This is a genomic window from Pseudodesulfovibrio sp. zrk46, assembly GCF_012516435.1.
In the GTDB taxonomy this organism is placed as follows: Bacteria; Desulfobacterota; Desulfovibrionia; order Desulfovibrionales; family Desulfovibrionaceae; genus Pseudodesulfovibrio.
This window is the reverse complement of record NZ_CP051216.1, coordinates 892,465-907,336: the sequence shown is the minus strand read 5'-3', so window position 1 is coordinate 907,336 and position 14,872 is coordinate 892,465. Positions and strand designations below refer to the sequence as shown.

The following is a 14,872-nucleotide window of genomic DNA, read 5'->3' as shown; positions in this document are numbered from 1 at the left end:
TTAGGTGATTATGTACGACGATAAAGAGCTAAAAGAATATCGTGACTTGATGAAGCCGCCCGATAAATTCGAGGAGGGCTTTGACTGGAAAACGATTGTTGGTGCTGTATTCATCGGCTTTTTGATGATGCCCGGCTCCATGTATCTCCAGTTGGTCATCGGTCAGGGAATCGGCCCGGCAGCGCGCTGGGTCACGATCATCCTATTCGCGGAGATCGCGAAACGCTCGTACACGCACCTCAAGCAGCAGGAAATCTTCCTGCTCTACTACATGGCGGGCGCGGCACTGGCTTCACCGTTCCAGGGCCTGCTATGGAATCAGTATATAGTCCAATCAGACGCGGCCCGAATGCTCGGCCTGACCGAGTTCATCCCGCATTGGATAGCTCCGGCCCTCGGTTCCGGCTCCTATCTGGAGCGCACCTTCATGCACCGCGACTGGCTGGTGCCGATCATGCTCCTTGTGGGCGCGCAGCTCGTCCAGCGCATCGACCATTTCGGTCTGGGATATTCGCTCTATCGCATCACGTCAGACGTGGAAAAACTGCCGTTCCCCATGGCCCCGGTGGGCGCGCTGGGTACCATGGCACTGGCCGAATCCACGGAAGATCGGAAGACAGGCTGGAAGTGGCGGGTCTTCTCCATAGGCGGGGTCATAGGGTTGGCCTTCGGGTTCTTCTACGTCCTGTTACCAGCCCTATCAGGCCTGTTATTCAGTGAACCAATACGGCTTATACCCATACCGTGGATTGAGCTGACGCAGCATACCGAAGAGATGTTGCCCGCCGTGGCGACCGGTCTCCAGTTCGATCTCGGGCTGGTATTCATCGGTATGGTCCTGCCGTTCTGGGCCGTCATCGGCGGTCTGGTGGGCTTGATCATCACGATCATCGCCAACCCGATTCTCTACTCCCACGGTATCCTGCACCGCTGGCATCCGGGCATGGCCACCGTCGAGACGGTCTTTGCCAACAACTTCGACTTCTACATGAGTTTCGGTATCGGCCTCGGTCTCGCCATCGGCGCGGTGGGCGTCTATTACGTGGTCAAATCGTTCAAAGATTCCAGCGGCAAGGGACTCGATTTTTCGGCCCTGTTCAACCCTCCGGAAGGGCGCGGCGACATCAACTTCTGGGTGTCCATCGGCATCTATGTTTTCTCCACCCTCTGCTACATCGCTTTCTGTGTCTGGCTGGTGCCGTCCTTCCCGTGGATCTTCTTCGTGATCTACGGCTTCGTGTACACGCCGGTCATTTCGTACATCACCGCGCGCATGGAAGGTGTGGCCGGTCAGTTCATCGCCTTGCCCATGGTGCGTGAATTTTCCTTCATCGCGGGTGCCAAGTTCTTCGGCTATCAAGGCCTGGAAATCTGGTACGCGCCCATTCCCATCCACAACTACGGCGAGGCCACGGTGCAGTTCCGTCAGATCGAGCTGACCGGGACCAGCCTGCGCGGCATCATCAAGGCGGAGATCATCGTCTTCCCCATTGTCATGATCTCGTCACTGCTGTTCTCGCAGTTCCTGTGGCAACTCGCGCCCATTCCGTCTCCGGAATATCCGTTCGCGCAGGAGCTCTGGCATTTGCAGGCGCTCAACACGCTGCTCATGCAGACCTCCACGCTGGAAGGTAATTCCCTCTTCTTCGAGGCGTTGTCCGGCCCGATTGTCTTATCCGGTCTGGGATTGGGATTGTGCATGTACTCGGTGCTGAACGTGCTCGGTCTACCCGTCTTGCTTGTCTATGGCGTGGTGCGTGGTTTGGGACAATCCACGCCGCACGGCATGATATTGGAAGTCGTGGGTGCGTTGCTTGGTCGGTTCTATTTTCTGAAGAAGTACGGCAAGGAGTGGCGTCATTATGCGCCGGTTTTGTTGGCTGGATTTTCTTGTGGGATGGGGCTGACGGGTATGTTTGCCATGGGGTGTACGCTTATTCTCAAGTCGCTGGGGAGACTGGCGTATTAGGTTTTGGGAAGAAGATAGAAGAGATAAGGAAGGCCGCCCTTTTGGGGCGGCTTTTTTTGTTGGAGAGATGCACGCTTTTCAAGCGTGAGAGCCGTCGCTTTCGCTTCTCCATGTCCTGCGCGGACGGCGGTTCTTTCTTGGCTGAGCCGCCCCAAGAAAGAACCAAAGAAATGCGGCTTTGTGTGCTCCCCGCCTTGTGATTCGTAGGTAAGAATCTGATCCAAGCTGGCAGCTTTTTGCTTGTGATGCTTCGCTGCGCTTCGCCCCAAGCAAAACAAGACGCTGCCTGCCGCTTGGTCAGCTTCTAAACCGCTTGAATCAAGGGCTAGTGCAGTGCTTCGGATGAAGTGTCAGTAAACCTTCCCTAACCCCGAGCGAAGCGAGCGACAAAAAGTTTAGGGGGGTGAGAGGGGATGGGGGATCCAAGGGGGAAGGGGAGAGAGGGCGACCATTTTCAAATGGTCCCTTCTCTCCCCTTCCCCCTTGGCCGCCGGAGGCTGCCGCGAAGCGGCAAAAAAAGGGCGCCCCGCATATGCGGGGCACCCTTTTTACTGTCGTTATCTCGCGGACTATTTGCCGGTGAGGACTTTGCCTACTTTGGTGAGGGCATCGATGAGGGTTTCATCGTCTACGGCGTAGGAGAAGCGGATGCACTTGTCGTCGCCGAAGGCGGAGCCGGGCACGAGGGCCACGCCGACTTCTTCGAGGATTTTGGTGCACATGGCGGCGGAGTCCGGGGCGTCCTCGGTGTAGAACTGGTCGAGGACCGGGAAGAGGTAGAACGCGCCGTCGGGCTTGGGACATTTGGCGCCCCAGCCGGTGATGATCTCGTAGGCGAGATCGCGGCGGCGGACAAAGGACTCCTTCATCTCATCCACGATTTCCCAGGGACCGGACAGCCCGGCGACGGCGGCCTTCTGGGTGATGGAGTTGATGTTGGAGGTGGACTGGCCCTGAATCTTGGACATGGCCTTGACCAGATCCTCGTGGGCGAGGGCGTAGCCGACGCGCCAGCCGGTCATGCAGAAAGACTTGGAGAGGGCGCCGACGATGGCGATGGTCTCCGGGTAAGCTTCCCAGGTCTTGGCGAGGGAAGCGGGCTCGAAGGGAGCGTAAACGAGGCGGTCGTACACTTCGTCGGAAATGATGAAGATGCCGTTCTTGCGAGCCCAGGCTGCGATCTCTTCCAACTGGGCCTGCGTGTAGCAGCAGCCGGTGGGGTTGGAGGGAGAGTTCAGGATCAGGACCGAAGTCTTGTCGGTGCGGGCTGCTTCGAGACCTTCGATGGTGACGAGATAATCGTCATCGGCGGTGGTGGGCACGAACACACACTCGCCTTGGGCCAACTGCACCATGGCGGGATAGGATACCCAGTAAGGGGCGGGGATGAGAACCTCGTCGCCGGGGTTCACCAGAGCCATGAGCAGGTTGTAGAGCACCTGCTTGCCGCCGTTGGAAATGATAGCGTTGTCGCCGCAGGTCTTCGCCCCGTAAAATTTGGTGTAGTACTCGGCCACGGCTTCGCGCAGTTCGGGAATGCCCGGGACCGGAGTATAGCGGGTGAAACCCTCGTCCATGGCGGCTTTGGCCGCGTCACAGACGTGCTGGGGGGTGCCGAAATCAGGCTGGCCGACTGCCAGACTGATGATCTCACGCCCCTGGGCGCGCAACTCTTGAGCCTTGGCATTCACCGCCAAGGTGGCAGACGGCTTGATGGCTGCCAAACGATCGGAAATTTTCATCGGAATCACTCTCTCTTTGAATTCATAATGGTATGGACCGCTACAGGGGCACATAGAACAAAAGATGAGAGAGGAAAAGCGGTTTTTGAGGCTGTCGGTAGGAAAAGGGCGCCGGGGCAGGGAAGTACAGCCCCGGCGCGAGATCAGGCTACCACCATTCCAGGTCGGGGTAACTCGGAGATGTCAGGTCGTCGATACGGCGTTCGATGATTCTGTCGCGGTGTTTGGCGCGGTTGTCGCGGGTGCGCTTGAGCTCCTCAAGCTCGGCTTCGATGTCTTTGATCATGGCGGTGTGCTCGTTCATGCGGGCGTCGAAAACCTTTTCGGTCAACTCGGCCAGTTCAGCCTTGAGACGCTTCTTCTCCTTGGTGCTGGTCGCCTGCTGATAGCGCAGGGCGGTGAGCTCGGTCCGCACCTCCATGTGCGCGGTTTCGAGGAAATCCTTGAAGGCGTCGGGGTCGAGATCACGAACCTGTTCTGCGATGGCCACTTCTTCGGCGGCGATCAGATAGATTTCTTCATAGAGACGGTTGTCGATCTTCCCGATTTCCTCCAGGTCCTCGAGAATGTCTGGCGCGTACTCGGCGAGCCAGCGGGTTGTGTCCGTGAGGGAGAACGGTTCACTGTCCAGAATCTCCAGTTCGTGGAGAGAGGAGGCCCGTGCCGTGGAGGACAGGGTGATGACTGCCATGCATATGAGTGCGAGGAAAAGGTGCTTTTTCATAACTACCTCGTTGTCTTGAATGTTCTGTTGCGGCTATGGGTGAGCCGCTTTGCCAGTTGGATCTTTTTTGCCAGATGTCCGGCGCGCGCTCGGAAATTCGTTGTACGTTTGAAAGGCGCGTCTTTATGGGACTGACGTTGGGCTTTGTTCACCCTATGCTGCAAAAAACTGCTCGATTGGCCGATGGTCAGATTGGAGATCTCGGTGACCTTGGAGGAATCGAACCATGGTCCCATGACCACCAGCATGATTGCGGCTGCCATGGCGATGGCCCCGTATGCGGGGTAGGACACGGCTGGTCGGCGGAGGAACTCAAGGAGTCGAGCGGAGTAACTGGCGGGAGCAGCCTTGTGTATGGCGGCGGCCACGAAATCCTTCGGCGCCTGGGCAGGCTCGTCGTGAACCAGGAGGTCGTCCATGGCCTTCAGTTCGGCCAGTTCCAGTCGGCAGGCTTTGCACTCTTTGAGGTGGGCTTCCACCTGTCGGGTTTCGTCTGCGGAAAGCTCGTTGCTCCAGTAGAGCGTCAGTAGAGTCAGATCACAGTTCATTTTAGTCCTCCCTGACCATCAGCCGGGTGAGCTTCTTCTTGGCCGAATGCATTCTGCCTACGGCGGTGTTGATGGAGCAGTCCATGATGGCGGCAATCTCCTTGAACGGTGTATCCTCTTTCAAGCGAAGATGAACCACCTGCCGTTCCTCTTCGGTCAATCCCGACAAAGCCCGATCCAGCGCAGCGCTGACCTGTTGCCGCTCGTAGATCTCTCCCGGGCCCGGGCGGCTGTCTACCATCATGTCTTCCAGAGCCTCACCCCCGCCGGACATGTCCATGCGGGACCGCTTGTGCAGGCAGCGGAGTCCTTCGTTCCGGGCGATGCGGAAGAGCCAGCTCTTGAACATGTCCTGTTCCTTGTAGCGGTCCAGCGCACGGTAGCTTCGAACGAACGTCTCCTGTGTCGCATCAGCGGCAACATCCCTGTCGCCGGTCATGCGGAGAAGAAAACCGTATATGTTGTCCTGATACCGCCTGAACAGCGTCTCGGCTGCGCGGTTGTCGCCTTGCTGGGCGTTGCGGATCAGGTGTTTGTCTGCCTGCATGCTTGGTAAAACCCCGGTGTACGATCTTTATTGTTCGTTTTGGCAGAAAAAGTACGTCCCAGCCAGATAAACTCAATGGCTGTCTATGAATAGTGCGGTATTCCTTGCCGGAAAAAAGTGGTACACCCTTGTTGACCTGTCTACAGGTTCATAGTTCAGAAGAGAGGCCGACAAGAACGAGTTACACTACAAGGAGAGCTTTTATGAACACTGCCAGAGAGGCACTTGTGACCGTGTCGGCCGACATGCAGATTCAGGGAACCTCCAGCGAGATCTGGCCGTTGCTCTGCCCCGTTGCAGAGTATGATTGGATTGATGGATGGAAATGCGAACTGGTTCATTCCGAGTCCGGAGTGAATGAGTTGGGATGCGTGTTTCGCACCGATCCTCCGGGCGGAGGTGGTACTGACACATGGGTGACGAGCCGGTTCGAGCCCAATGAGCGGCTTGAGTTCGTGCGTGTGAATCCCATCCGCGCCATTCGCTATGAAATCCTGCTGTTCCCTGAGGGTGACACCACCCGGATGGAATGGATTCAGCACCTTGCTCCCCTCAATGAAGAGGGCAGGACTTTGGCCGAAGGTTGGTCGACAGAATTCAAACAGCAGATGAGCACGTTGGAAAAGATGCTCAATCACTATCTTTCCAGCGGCGAAATGCTGCGACTGTAAGCAGACAAGGAAACAACAATGTATACTGTGGGACGACTGGCAAAGCGGCACGGGCTGTCGCGCTCCACTCTCCTCTACTATGACCGGATCGGGCTGCTGTGTCCGTCCGGTCACCTTAAAGGGGAGTACCGCCAATACTCCGAGGCGGATGACGCTCGTCTGGCGAAGATATGCGAATATCGCCGGGCCGGGATCGCCCTCAAGGAGATCGGGCGCATGCTCGACGGGCAGGCCGAAACCTCGGTTGCCGAGGCGCTGGAAGGGCGATTGGTCCAGCTCAATGAGGAGATGGCCGCTCTGCGCGATCAGCAGGCGCTGGTGGCCGGGCTTCTGGGACGTACCGACCTGCTGGCAGAGTACGCGGCCATGGACAAGGCGACCTGGGTGTCGCTGCTCTCCGCCGCCGGATTCAGCGAGGCCGACATGCGCCGCTGGCACGTTCAGTTCGAGCGCAGTGCGCCGGACAAGCACGAGGAGTTCCTCAAGCGACTGAACATCCCGGACAGCGAAATCTCTGCCATCCGGGGCATGGCCGCCGCACCCCACGAGATACTCAACATCAATAAGGCATCAGGTAAATTCATGGAAATGTTCTTTAAGATATATGAAGGATTGGACCGGGAAGGTCCCGGCAGTTTTGCAATGACCAAGCGTGCGTTCGACATGTGCGAGGGCTTGCCGGAGAAGGCTTCCATACTGGAACTGGGCTGTGGCACGGGCGGGGCCACCATCTCGTTGGCAAAACTGACCAGCGGCACTGTCATCGCAACAGATGTGTACCAGCCATTTCTGGATCGCCTAACCGAACGGGCCGAGGAGGCTGGAGTTGCCGACCGCGTCACTGCCAGAAAGCAGGACATGGGCGAGCTCGATTACGAGCCCGAGTCTTTTGATTTGATCTGGTGTGAGGGTGCGGCCTACATCATGGGCGTGGACAAGGCGCTGGCCTACTGGAAGCAGTTCCTCAAGCCCGGCGGCTGCATCGCCCTGTCCGACGCGGTCTGGCTGTCTGCCGACATCCGTGACAATGCTTCGGACGAGATGAAAGCGTTTTGGGCCGAGGGCTACCCAGCCATGCGGCTCGCTGAAGACAATAAGGCTGCGGCTGAGGCGCTGGGCTATACCCAGCTTGGTCGCTTCACCATCGATACCGTCTGCTGGGACGAGTTTTACGACGACGTCGCCAGACGATTAGACGAGGTGGAACCTTTGTACGGTGACGACCCGGATGGTCGCGCCATCATCGACATCTCGCGCAAGGAGTACGATCTGTACCACGGCAATCCCGGCGTCTACGGGTACGAGTTTCACGTATTCAAGAAGTAACGAAATCGCGCCATGCGTTTGCGCCCCCTGCCCGCTCGGGCAGGGGGCTTTTTGTTGGGATACACCATGGATCATTATTATTCTTCATTGGTATTTGTTACGATCACAAAGATAAGGTATAGATAAAGTCCGTGTCAGCGTTGACCGGGGGTGCCATTCGTTTTCGCAGAGGTAGATTTCTTCGGGGCGGACTCTATGAATGTGGTATTTCGACGAGTTGCAGTTGCAGCGATCCTGTTTGTGCTATGTCTTGTCCCGTTTGGGGTGCATGGCCAGGAACTCGCTAATGGCACCATCATTATGAATGAAGAGGAGAAAGCGTGGCTGGCCGCCCATCCTGATATCAGGCTGGGCATGTGGCTTGCTTCTCCGCCCACCATGTTCCGCGGCAAGAAAGGGGAGATGGAAGGCTTCATCCCCGCTTATCTCAAATTGATTTCCCAACGGCTCAATATCAAACCGCGCAGGGTCCGGGCGTCGAGTTTTGCGGCTGCCTGGGAGCTGGCCAAGGCTCTTGAGGTGGACATGCTGCCAGCGGTCACGGCCGAGAAAGAGCGCGGCAATGACATGCTCTTCTCCAAGCCGTATCTCGTCCTGCCCATCGTGGTGGTGACCCGTTCCGATTTTCCTTTTATCTCCGGCCTTGAAGATCTGAATGGCCAAGTGGTTGCCATGGCTGCAGAGCACGTGCCGCATCTGCGCATCCCGGAGGATTATCCTGAGATCGTGCCCATGCCGGTGCAGAATCCCGAACAGGGCTTGCTGGCCGTGTCTCGCGGGCTGGCCGATGCGTTTGTGGCCTCGCAGTTCACGGCATCCTATCTGGCGAGGGAGCGAAATCTGACCAATGTACGCATCGCCGCCGTCACCGAATACTCCTACAGACTGTCCGTTGCCGTGCGCAAGGACTGGCCCGAACTGCTTGTGCTGGTGAACCGTGCGCTGGACTCCATTACCGAAGAGGAACGGCAGGAGATTCACGACTACTGGACCGTACTCCAGCACGGCAACTGGATGGAGAAGCTCCATGTGTGGCAGTTGCTGGGCGGTGTTGGCACTGTGGCGGTGGCCCTGCTCGGAGCGTTCTTCTTCTGGAATCGCCGTCTCGCCAATGAGGTGATGCGTCGTAAGAAAGCCGAGAGGGTAACTCGCAAAGCCAATGAGGCCACTCAACTCATCATCGAGTCCGCCAGCGTGGTCGTGGTGGGCCTGGATTTCGTCGGGCGTGTCCTGTTGTTCAATCAGGCCGGCGAACAGGTGACGGAATATGACCGCACCGAGGTAATGGATACGAACTGGTTCGATGTGGTGGTCCCGCGGGAGCGCTATCCCTTTGCGTGGGAGAAGTTTAACCGGATCATACAAGGTGGGGAGGCGGAGGACTCCATTGAGCATCCCCTTGTCACCAAATCCGGCGAGGAGCGGCGCATTCTCTGGCGTTATTCTGTCACCGAGGATGACCCAAGCGGGCTGGCCGTGATCGCCTTTGGTACGGATATCACCAGTAGGCTGGAGGCCGAAGAGGAACTGCGGCTTACCCAGTTCGCCATGGACAACGCCGCCGTCGGCGTGTTCCGTATTCTGCCTTCCGGGGCCATTGTGTACGCCAACCGGGCCGCGGCTGAAATGGTGGGGTACTCACGCTCTCGGCTGCTGACCATGAGCATCCCCGAGGTCGCCCCGTCCTACACCCGTGAAAATTGGCCCGAGTTTTGGGACAGACTCAAGGAAAGCAAGATGCTGACCTTTGAGCGCGATATAGAGCACCGGGACGGCAGCGTCTTGCCGGTGGAGGTTACCACCTACTATCTGCAGTTCAAGGGAGCGGAATTATCCGTGGGCTTCCTTGCCGATATCTCCGAGCGCAGACGGGTGGAGCGGCTCCGGGAAGACGTGGAACGCATGGTGCGCCACGATTTGCGTTCGCCCACGCTGGCCGTGCAGACCCTCTTCAAGCTGTTTGGCAGGGCAGACAACCTTACCGAGGATCAAAAGGAGCTTCTTGCATCGGTGCGCGATTCCAGTCAGCGCATGATTCACATCATCGACATGTCCCGGGCCATTTTCCGCATGGAGTCCGGCAAATACGAACTGCATCCACAGCCCGTTGATCTGGTGAAACTGGTTCTCTCCATTCTGGATGAGTTGCGTCCGCTGCTGCGTGCCCAAGACGTTGAAGTGGGGGTGAATGTGGACGGCACACCAGCCTCGGACGAGATGGCCTTCATGATCTCATCCGAAGAGATTCTCTGCTACACCCTGCTGGTGAACCTCATCAAGAACGCAGTGGAGGCGTGTCCATTAAATGGAGTGGTGACCGTCAATTTCATGAGCGCAAAAGAGACCACCATCACCGTTCACAATCCCGGCGTTATTCCTGAAGACATCAGGGATAATTTCTTTGAAAAGTATGTCACCGCAGGCAAGGTGCACGGTACCGGTCTCGGTACCTATACCGCCCGTCTTGTCACCCTCACGCTCGGTGGCAGAATCGACTTCATTTCCTCTCAAAAGGGAGGCACCGTTCTCACGGTTTCACTTCCTGTGGAAAGTAAGACCAATTCCTAGCTGGAAATAAGACTGGTTCCTACCTAGAAAATTCAAGTATCCCAAAGACCTCTCGCACTTCCCACTGAAAAATAAATTTAGGCTGGCATTTTTCGTACGGTTTCTGTAGTCTAGACAATCTCTAAGGCTGTCTTCCCGTGCTGGGGAATAATACTCATATATAAATATATTTCAAAATGTTAGAAGAGGTCTGCCCGAATGCCTAAACTCAAGATGCCTGCCAGTTTGCCTGATCCGATCATTAACGAAAACGCGAAGATAGTTTTGCAACGGCGGTATCAGAGAAAGGACACCGAAGGGAACGTCTACGAGACGACCAAGGAACTCTTCTGGCGCGTGGCCGCAGCCATTGCCGAGGAGGAAGGCAAGTACAAGGAGTCCACGTACAAGCCCGCCAAACTGGCTCGTGAATTCTACGACCTCATGACCTCCTATTCCTTCCTGCCCAACTCCCCGACCCTCATGAACGCAGGTACCAATCTCGGCCAGCTCGCCGCCTGTTTCGTGCTCCCGGTGGAAGACACCATTGAAGGCATTTTTGACGCAGTAAAGCATGCCGCCATGATCCACAAATCCGGCGGCGGCACCGGCTTCTCTTTCTCCCGCCTGCGTCCCAAGGATTCCGTTGTCGGTTCCACTGGCGGCGTGGCCTCCGGTCCTCTCTCCTTCCTCAAGATTTTCAACTGCGCCACCGAGCAGATCAAACAGGGCGGTACCCGTCGCGGCGCCAACATGGGCATCCTGCGTGTCGACCATCCGGACATCATGGAGTTCATCAAGGCCAAGGAGCGCGACGGCGAGCTCAACAACTTCAACCTCTCCATCGGTCTGACCGAGCGATTCATGCAGGCCGTGGAAAAGAAGGAAGACTACGACCTCATCGCCCCCCACAACAATGAGGTGGTCGGTCAGCTCAACGCCCGCGAGGTCTTCAACATCCTCGTGAACAAGGCATGGGAGTCCGGCGATCCCGGCATCGTCTTCCTCGATCGCATCAACCGTGACAACCCCACCCCCAAGATGGGTGAGATGGAGTCCACCAATCCCTGTGGCGAGCAGCCCCTGCTGCCTTATGAAGCCTGCAACCTCGGCTCCATCAACCTCGGCAAATGCTACCTCAAGGGCAAGAACGGTCACGACTCCGAGATCGACTGGGAAGAGCTGAAGCGCATCGTGCATCTTGCCGTCCGCTTCCTGGACAATGTCATCGACGCTTCCATCTATCCGCTGCCCCAGATCACCGAGACTGTCGAAAAGAACCGCAAGATCGGTCTCGGCGTCATGGGTTGGGCAGACCTGCTTTACCAGCTCAAGGTCCCCTACAACTCCCAGACCGCCGTGGACATGGGCGAGCGCGTCATGAAGTTCGTGCGCGACGAAGCCCGCTCCGCCTCCAAGCAGTTGGCTGGCGAACGCGGCGCCTTCCCCACCTACGTGGATTCCATTTTCGGTGAGGCAAACCTCGGTCCCTACCGCAATGCCACCACCACGACCATTGCGCCCACCGGAACCCTGTCCATCATCGCAGGCTGCTCCTCCGGTGTTGAGCCCCTGTTCGCGCTGAGCTTCGTCCGTAACGTCATGGACAACGACAAGCTCATCGAGACCAACCCGTTCTTCGAGGCCGCTCTCAAGGAAGCCGACGCCCACTCCGCCAAGCTCATGGAGGAGATCGCCAAGGTTGGCACCATCCGCAAGATGGATCACCTGCCCGCCGAACTGCGTCATGTCTTTGTCACGGCCATGGATATCGAGCCCATCTGGCATCTCAAGATGCAGGCCGCTTTCCAGAAATTTACCGACAACGCTGTCTCCAAGACCGTGAATCTGCCCAACGAGGCCACCAAGGAAGAGATCTGGGATATCTACTGGAAGGCCTACGAATACGGCTGCAAGGGTGTCACGGTCTACCGCGACGGTTCCAAGATTTCCCAGGTCCTGTGCACTGGTGACGACGAGAAGAAAAAGAAGGAAAAGGAAGACGATACCGGCTGCGTTGTGCAGGATCGTCCCGATGTCATTTACGGCTTCACCCAGAAAATCGGCACCGGTCTTGGCGAATTGTTCCTCACTGTGAATGAGATGGACGGCAAGCCCTTCGAAGTCTTTGCCACCATCGGCAAGTCCGGCGGTTCCATCACTGCCAAGGCTGAAGCCATCGGCCGCCTTGTCTCTCTGGCCCTGCGCTCCGGCGTCGAGGTCCGCGAGATCGTTAAGCAGCTGAAGGGAATCGGTGGCGAGAATCCCAAGTTCATGAAGAAGAAGCTGGTCAAGTCCATCCCGGATGCCATCGCCTACGTGTTCGAGTCCCGTTACCTGCAGGGCGAGCATGTAGACTCCGAGGGAGCTTCTCTGAACAAGGAGATGTGTCCGGATTGCGGCGATGTGCTGGTCTTCGAAGAAGGCTGCCACATCTGCAAGTCCTGCGGACACACCAAGTGCGGCTAGCGAAGAGCGGCGATTTTACCGCATCTGCTGCGTTATGTGGCATTTGCGGTGGAAAGCCTCCGCTGCACGCTACACGCCTTGCAGCTACGGCAAACTGGCCACTTTTCGCTGCATTAATGTCGACTCAAAGACGACCGGAACTAACGTTCCGGTCGTCTTTTTCATTGGCTTGTGGTGGGTTGGCGGATATTCATTAGTCGTTGTTTTTGAAGAGGGTTGGACACGCTTTGTGATGTGAAGTGTATGGAGTATGATTTATGGTTGATTTTTACGTATTTCAAGATGCTGCTGGGGTGAGCATGGCTGCGGCCGAGCTCATGTTGGAGAGAGCGCAACAGGCAGTTGAGGAGCATGGTCGCTTTGTGCTGGCCTTGTCCGGTGGCTCCACTCCGGGATTACTGTTTGAGCTGTTGGCCGAAGAGCCTTTTCGGGATGTCTTTCCTTGGGAAAAGACATTTGTCTTCTGGGGAGATGATCGAGCCGTCGGTCCTGAACATGAGTGGAGCAATTACCTCATGGCTCATAAGAAGCTCCTGAGTGTTGTGCCTGTCCCTGAGTCTCAAGTATTTCGGATACAGGGCGAGCTTGGTGCAGTCAGAGCCACTGAGGTAATGAGCGCAGACCTGGAATCGGTCTTTGGCACAGATGGAATTCCAAGATTTGATTTTCTCCTGCAGGGAATTGGTGGAGACGGTCATACTGCATCGCTTTTTCCCGGGACCGATGCGCTGGATGCACAGGGATGGGTCGCTCCAGTCATTGCTCCCCCGGCGAATCCTGCTGTCGATCGCGTGACCTTAACATTTCCGGTGTTGAATGCTGCCCGTCTGGCACTCTTTCTTGTTGTGGGGCAGGGGAAAAAGGATGTTTTCAATGAGATATTGAGCGATCCTGAAGCAGGCAGTCGCTATCCCGCAGCCCGGGTTGAATCTGAAGAAACGCTTTGGTTTGTAGACGAGGCTGCGTTGGGTGTTCTTTCTTAACATGGTTTTACATCCTTTAACCCCTGTAAAATGAGGGTTTAACGGTTGCTCCGTAGATTGCGACTCATCGAATGAACACCAACTACGGAGGAAAATATGAAGAAGATGCAAAACAAGCGGTGGATCGTATTGGGATCCTTGGTTCTGGTCATGGTTCTGGCCACCAGTGGAATGGCTGTCTCCGGTTTCAAGGGCGGGTTCGGGCCCAAGGGGAAGGACAACATGAAAGAGCGTGTCCTTTCCAAGCTCGATTACGCCATGCAGGAGCTTGAGCTGACCTCGGCCCAGCAGACCAAGTATTCCGCCATTCGCAAGCAGATGGCTGCCAAGATGGAAGAGGCCAAGGCTCGCCGTGACACCCTGCATGAAGCTGTCCGTATTGAAATGGAAAAGGAACAGCCTGATGTACGCATGCTGGCCAAGACCATGAAGCAGGAAGTGCGCGTCATGCCGGATGACTTCTCCTACCAGATCGACGCCATGCTCAAGATTTATGACATGCTGAACAAGGAACAGAAGACCGAGTTCGTCAAGATGATCAAGGATCGCATGGAGCGTATGGAACGCATGCACTCCAAGCGTGGCCCCGGTGGCCCGGAAGGCCCTGGCGGTCCTGAAGGTCGTGGCCCCGGCGGTCCTGACGGTCCCAAGAATTTGGAAGAGACCCGTTCATAGACGGAACATCTCCTCTCGCGCGTAGGCATCTCCCATTGTGGGAGATGCCTTTCTTTTTTTTAGATTACATGCACGAACAGTCCGACCCAGCCGTTGAGATGGGTTGCGGTGGGATTGCCCGGCAATCCGCTGCGAGCGAGGAACGATTGAGTGCCCCCATTGTCCATGTACGTGCGGAAATGAGTGAAGTGATCGCGGCCCGCCATGCGCTCGATGATGCGGATGCCAAGACCGGTAAAGAATGATCGTCGTGACTGAGGGAAACGGTAGTCGGCTACCACAAGCAGTCCCCCGGGCCGGATCAGGCGGCGCGTCTCGGCGAGTATGGCTTCGGCCACCGGGAGCGGCTTTTCATGCAGAGCGAAGCTGATGGTGCAGGCATCGAAGCTGGCGTCCTCAAGGGGCACGGCGGTGGCATCGGAATGAATGAATGTGACGTCGGGAGATTTTCCTCGAGCTACGTCCAGCATGGGAGCAGACAGGTCTACCCCGGTTGCCGTGATTCCTGCCTCGGCAGCCATGGCCGCGAGGGTGCCAGTGCCGCAGCACAGGTCAATGAGGGTGCTGCTTTTTCGGGAATGAAGCGGTGTGAGCATGGCCCTGTGGATGGGGCGAAGAAACGGGCCCACCAGTGGATCGTAGAAACGAGCGACGTGGCGGTATTCGTCCAT

13 protein-coding genes are annotated in these 14,872 nt (G+C 56.9%); 7 read left to right on the top strand and 6 right to left on the bottom strand.

Going from position 1 to position 14,872, the window contains the following annotated elements; translation table 11 throughout:
• Positions 1 to 10 precede the first annotated feature (10 nt).
• Complete coding sequence (locus HFN16_RS04210) at positions 11 to 1,969, top strand: peptide transporter (protein ID WP_168889512.1); 1,959 nt, start codon at positions 11 to 13, stop codon at positions 1,967 to 1,969.
• On the opposite strand, the gene HFN16_RS04205 is transcribed toward HFN16_RS04210, so the two are convergent.
• From HFN16_RS04205 to HFN16_RS04185, 5 genes are all read right to left on the bottom strand, one after another.
• Positions 1,966 to 2,193, bottom strand: a complete 228-nt coding sequence (locus HFN16_RS04205; protein WP_168889511.1) for a hypothetical protein — start codon at positions 2,191 to 2,193, stop codon at positions 1,966 to 1,968. The two genes, HFN16_RS04210 and HFN16_RS04205, sit on opposite strands and share 4 nt — an antisense overlap.
• Positions 2,194 to 2,538: 345 nt before the next feature.
• Entirely contained in the window at positions 2,539 to 3,711 is a 1,173-nt protein-coding gene (locus HFN16_RS04200) for a pyridoxal phosphate-dependent aminotransferase (protein WP_168889510.1), read from the bottom strand.
• 148 nt (positions 3,712 to 3,859) lie between these two features.
• Positions 3,860 to 4,435, bottom strand: a complete 576-nt coding sequence (locus HFN16_RS04195) for a hypothetical protein (protein ID WP_168889509.1) — start codon at positions 4,433 to 4,435, stop codon at positions 3,860 to 3,862.
• Positions 4,436 to 4,437: 2 nt separating this feature from the next.
• Positions 4,438 to 4,983, bottom strand: a complete 546-nt coding sequence (locus tag HFN16_RS04190) for a zf-HC2 domain-containing protein (RefSeq protein WP_168889508.1) — start codon at positions 4,981 to 4,983, stop codon at positions 4,438 to 4,440.
• A gap of 1 nt (position 4,984) precedes the next feature.
• Entirely contained in the window at positions 4,985 to 5,530 is a 546-nt protein-coding gene (locus HFN16_RS04185; protein WP_168889507.1) for a sigma-70 family RNA polymerase sigma factor, read from the bottom strand.
• Positions 5,531 to 5,733: 203 nt separating this feature from the next.
• Here HFN16_RS04185 and HFN16_RS04180 point away from each other — a divergent pair, with 203 nt between their 5' ends.
• The 6 genes from HFN16_RS04180 (at position 5,734) to HFN16_RS04155 (ending at position 14,201) form a co-directional block, all read left to right on the top strand.
• A complete protein-coding gene (locus tag HFN16_RS04180) occupies positions 5,734 to 6,201 on the top strand; it encodes a hypothetical protein (RefSeq protein ID WP_168889506.1) in 468 nt (155 codons plus the stop codon).
• A gap of 18 nt (positions 6,202 to 6,219) precedes the next feature.
• On the top strand, positions 6,220 to 7,527 hold the full coding sequence (locus HFN16_RS04175; protein WP_168889505.1) for a MerR family transcriptional regulator: 1,308 nt from the start codon (positions 6,220 to 6,222) through the stop codon (positions 7,525 to 7,527).
• Between the two features lie 195 nt (positions 7,528 to 7,722).
• Positions 7,723 to 10,095, top strand: a complete 2,373-nt coding sequence (locus tag HFN16_RS04170) for a transporter substrate-binding domain-containing protein (RefSeq protein ID WP_168889504.1) — start codon at positions 7,723 to 7,725, stop codon at positions 10,093 to 10,095.
• 198 nt (positions 10,096 to 10,293) lie between these two features.
• Positions 10,294 to 12,543, top strand: a complete 2,250-nt coding sequence (locus HFN16_RS04165) for a vitamin B12-dependent ribonucleotide reductase (RefSeq protein ID WP_168889503.1) — start codon at positions 10,294 to 10,296, stop codon at positions 12,541 to 12,543.
• A gap of 257 nt (positions 12,544 to 12,800) precedes the next feature.
• Complete coding sequence (pgl, locus tag HFN16_RS04160) at positions 12,801 to 13,526, top strand: 6-phosphogluconolactonase (protein ID WP_168889502.1); 726 nt, start codon at positions 12,801 to 12,803, stop codon at positions 13,524 to 13,526.
• 96 nt (positions 13,527 to 13,622) lie between these two features.
• Positions 13,623 to 14,201 (top strand): Spy/CpxP family protein refolding chaperone, encoded by a 579-nt coding sequence (locus HFN16_RS04155; RefSeq protein WP_168889501.1) that lies wholly within the window; start codon positions 13,623 to 13,625, stop codon positions 14,199 to 14,201.
• Between the two features lie 59 nt (positions 14,202 to 14,260).
• On the opposite strand, the gene HFN16_RS04150 is transcribed toward HFN16_RS04155, so the two are convergent.
• On the bottom strand, positions 14,261 to 14,872 hold the full coding sequence (locus tag HFN16_RS04150) for a class I SAM-dependent methyltransferase (protein ID WP_168889500.1): 612 nt from the start codon (positions 14,870 to 14,872) through the stop codon (positions 14,261 to 14,263).

What these genes read in the sequence shown, in the direction of transcription:
- HFN16_RS04210 (WP_168889512.1), top strand. Translation starts at nt 11, where the DNA reads ATGTACGACGATAAAGAGCTAAAAGAATATCGTGACTTGATGAAGCCG.
- HFN16_RS04200 (WP_168889510.1), bottom strand. Translation starts at nt 3,711, where the DNA reads ATGAAAATTTCCGATCGTTTGGCAGCCATCAAGCCGTCTGCCACCTTG.
- HFN16_RS04195 (WP_168889509.1), bottom strand. Translation starts at nt 4,435, where the DNA reads ATGAAAAAGCACCTTTTCCTCGCACTCATATGCATGGCAGTCATCACC.
- HFN16_RS04190 (WP_168889508.1), bottom strand. Translation starts at nt 4,983, where the DNA reads ATGAACTGTGATCTGACTCTACTGACGCTCTACTGGAGCAACGAGCTT.
- HFN16_RS04185 (WP_168889507.1), bottom strand. Translation starts at nt 5,530, where the DNA reads ATGCAGGCAGACAAACACCTGATCCGCAACGCCCAGCAAGGCGACAAC.
- HFN16_RS04180 (WP_168889506.1), top strand. Translation starts at nt 5,734, where the DNA reads ATGAACACTGCCAGAGAGGCACTTGTGACCGTGTCGGCCGACATGCAG.
- HFN16_RS04175 (WP_168889505.1), top strand. Translation starts at nt 6,220, where the DNA reads ATGTATACTGTGGGACGACTGGCAAAGCGGCACGGGCTGTCGCGCTCC.
- HFN16_RS04170 (WP_168889504.1), top strand. Translation starts at nt 7,723, where the DNA reads ATGAATGTGGTATTTCGACGAGTTGCAGTTGCAGCGATCCTGTTTGTG.
- HFN16_RS04165 (WP_168889503.1), top strand. Translation starts at nt 10,294, where the DNA reads ATGCCTAAACTCAAGATGCCTGCCAGTTTGCCTGATCCGATCATTAAC.
- pgl (WP_168889502.1), top strand. Translation starts at nt 12,801, where the DNA reads ATGGTTGATTTTTACGTATTTCAAGATGCTGCTGGGGTGAGCATGGCT.
- HFN16_RS04155 (WP_168889501.1), top strand. Translation starts at nt 13,623, where the DNA reads ATGAAGAAGATGCAAAACAAGCGGTGGATCGTATTGGGATCCTTGGTT.
- HFN16_RS04150 (WP_168889500.1), bottom strand. Translation starts at nt 14,872, where the DNA reads ATGGACGAATACCGCCACGTCGCTCGTTTCTACGATCCACTGGTGGGC.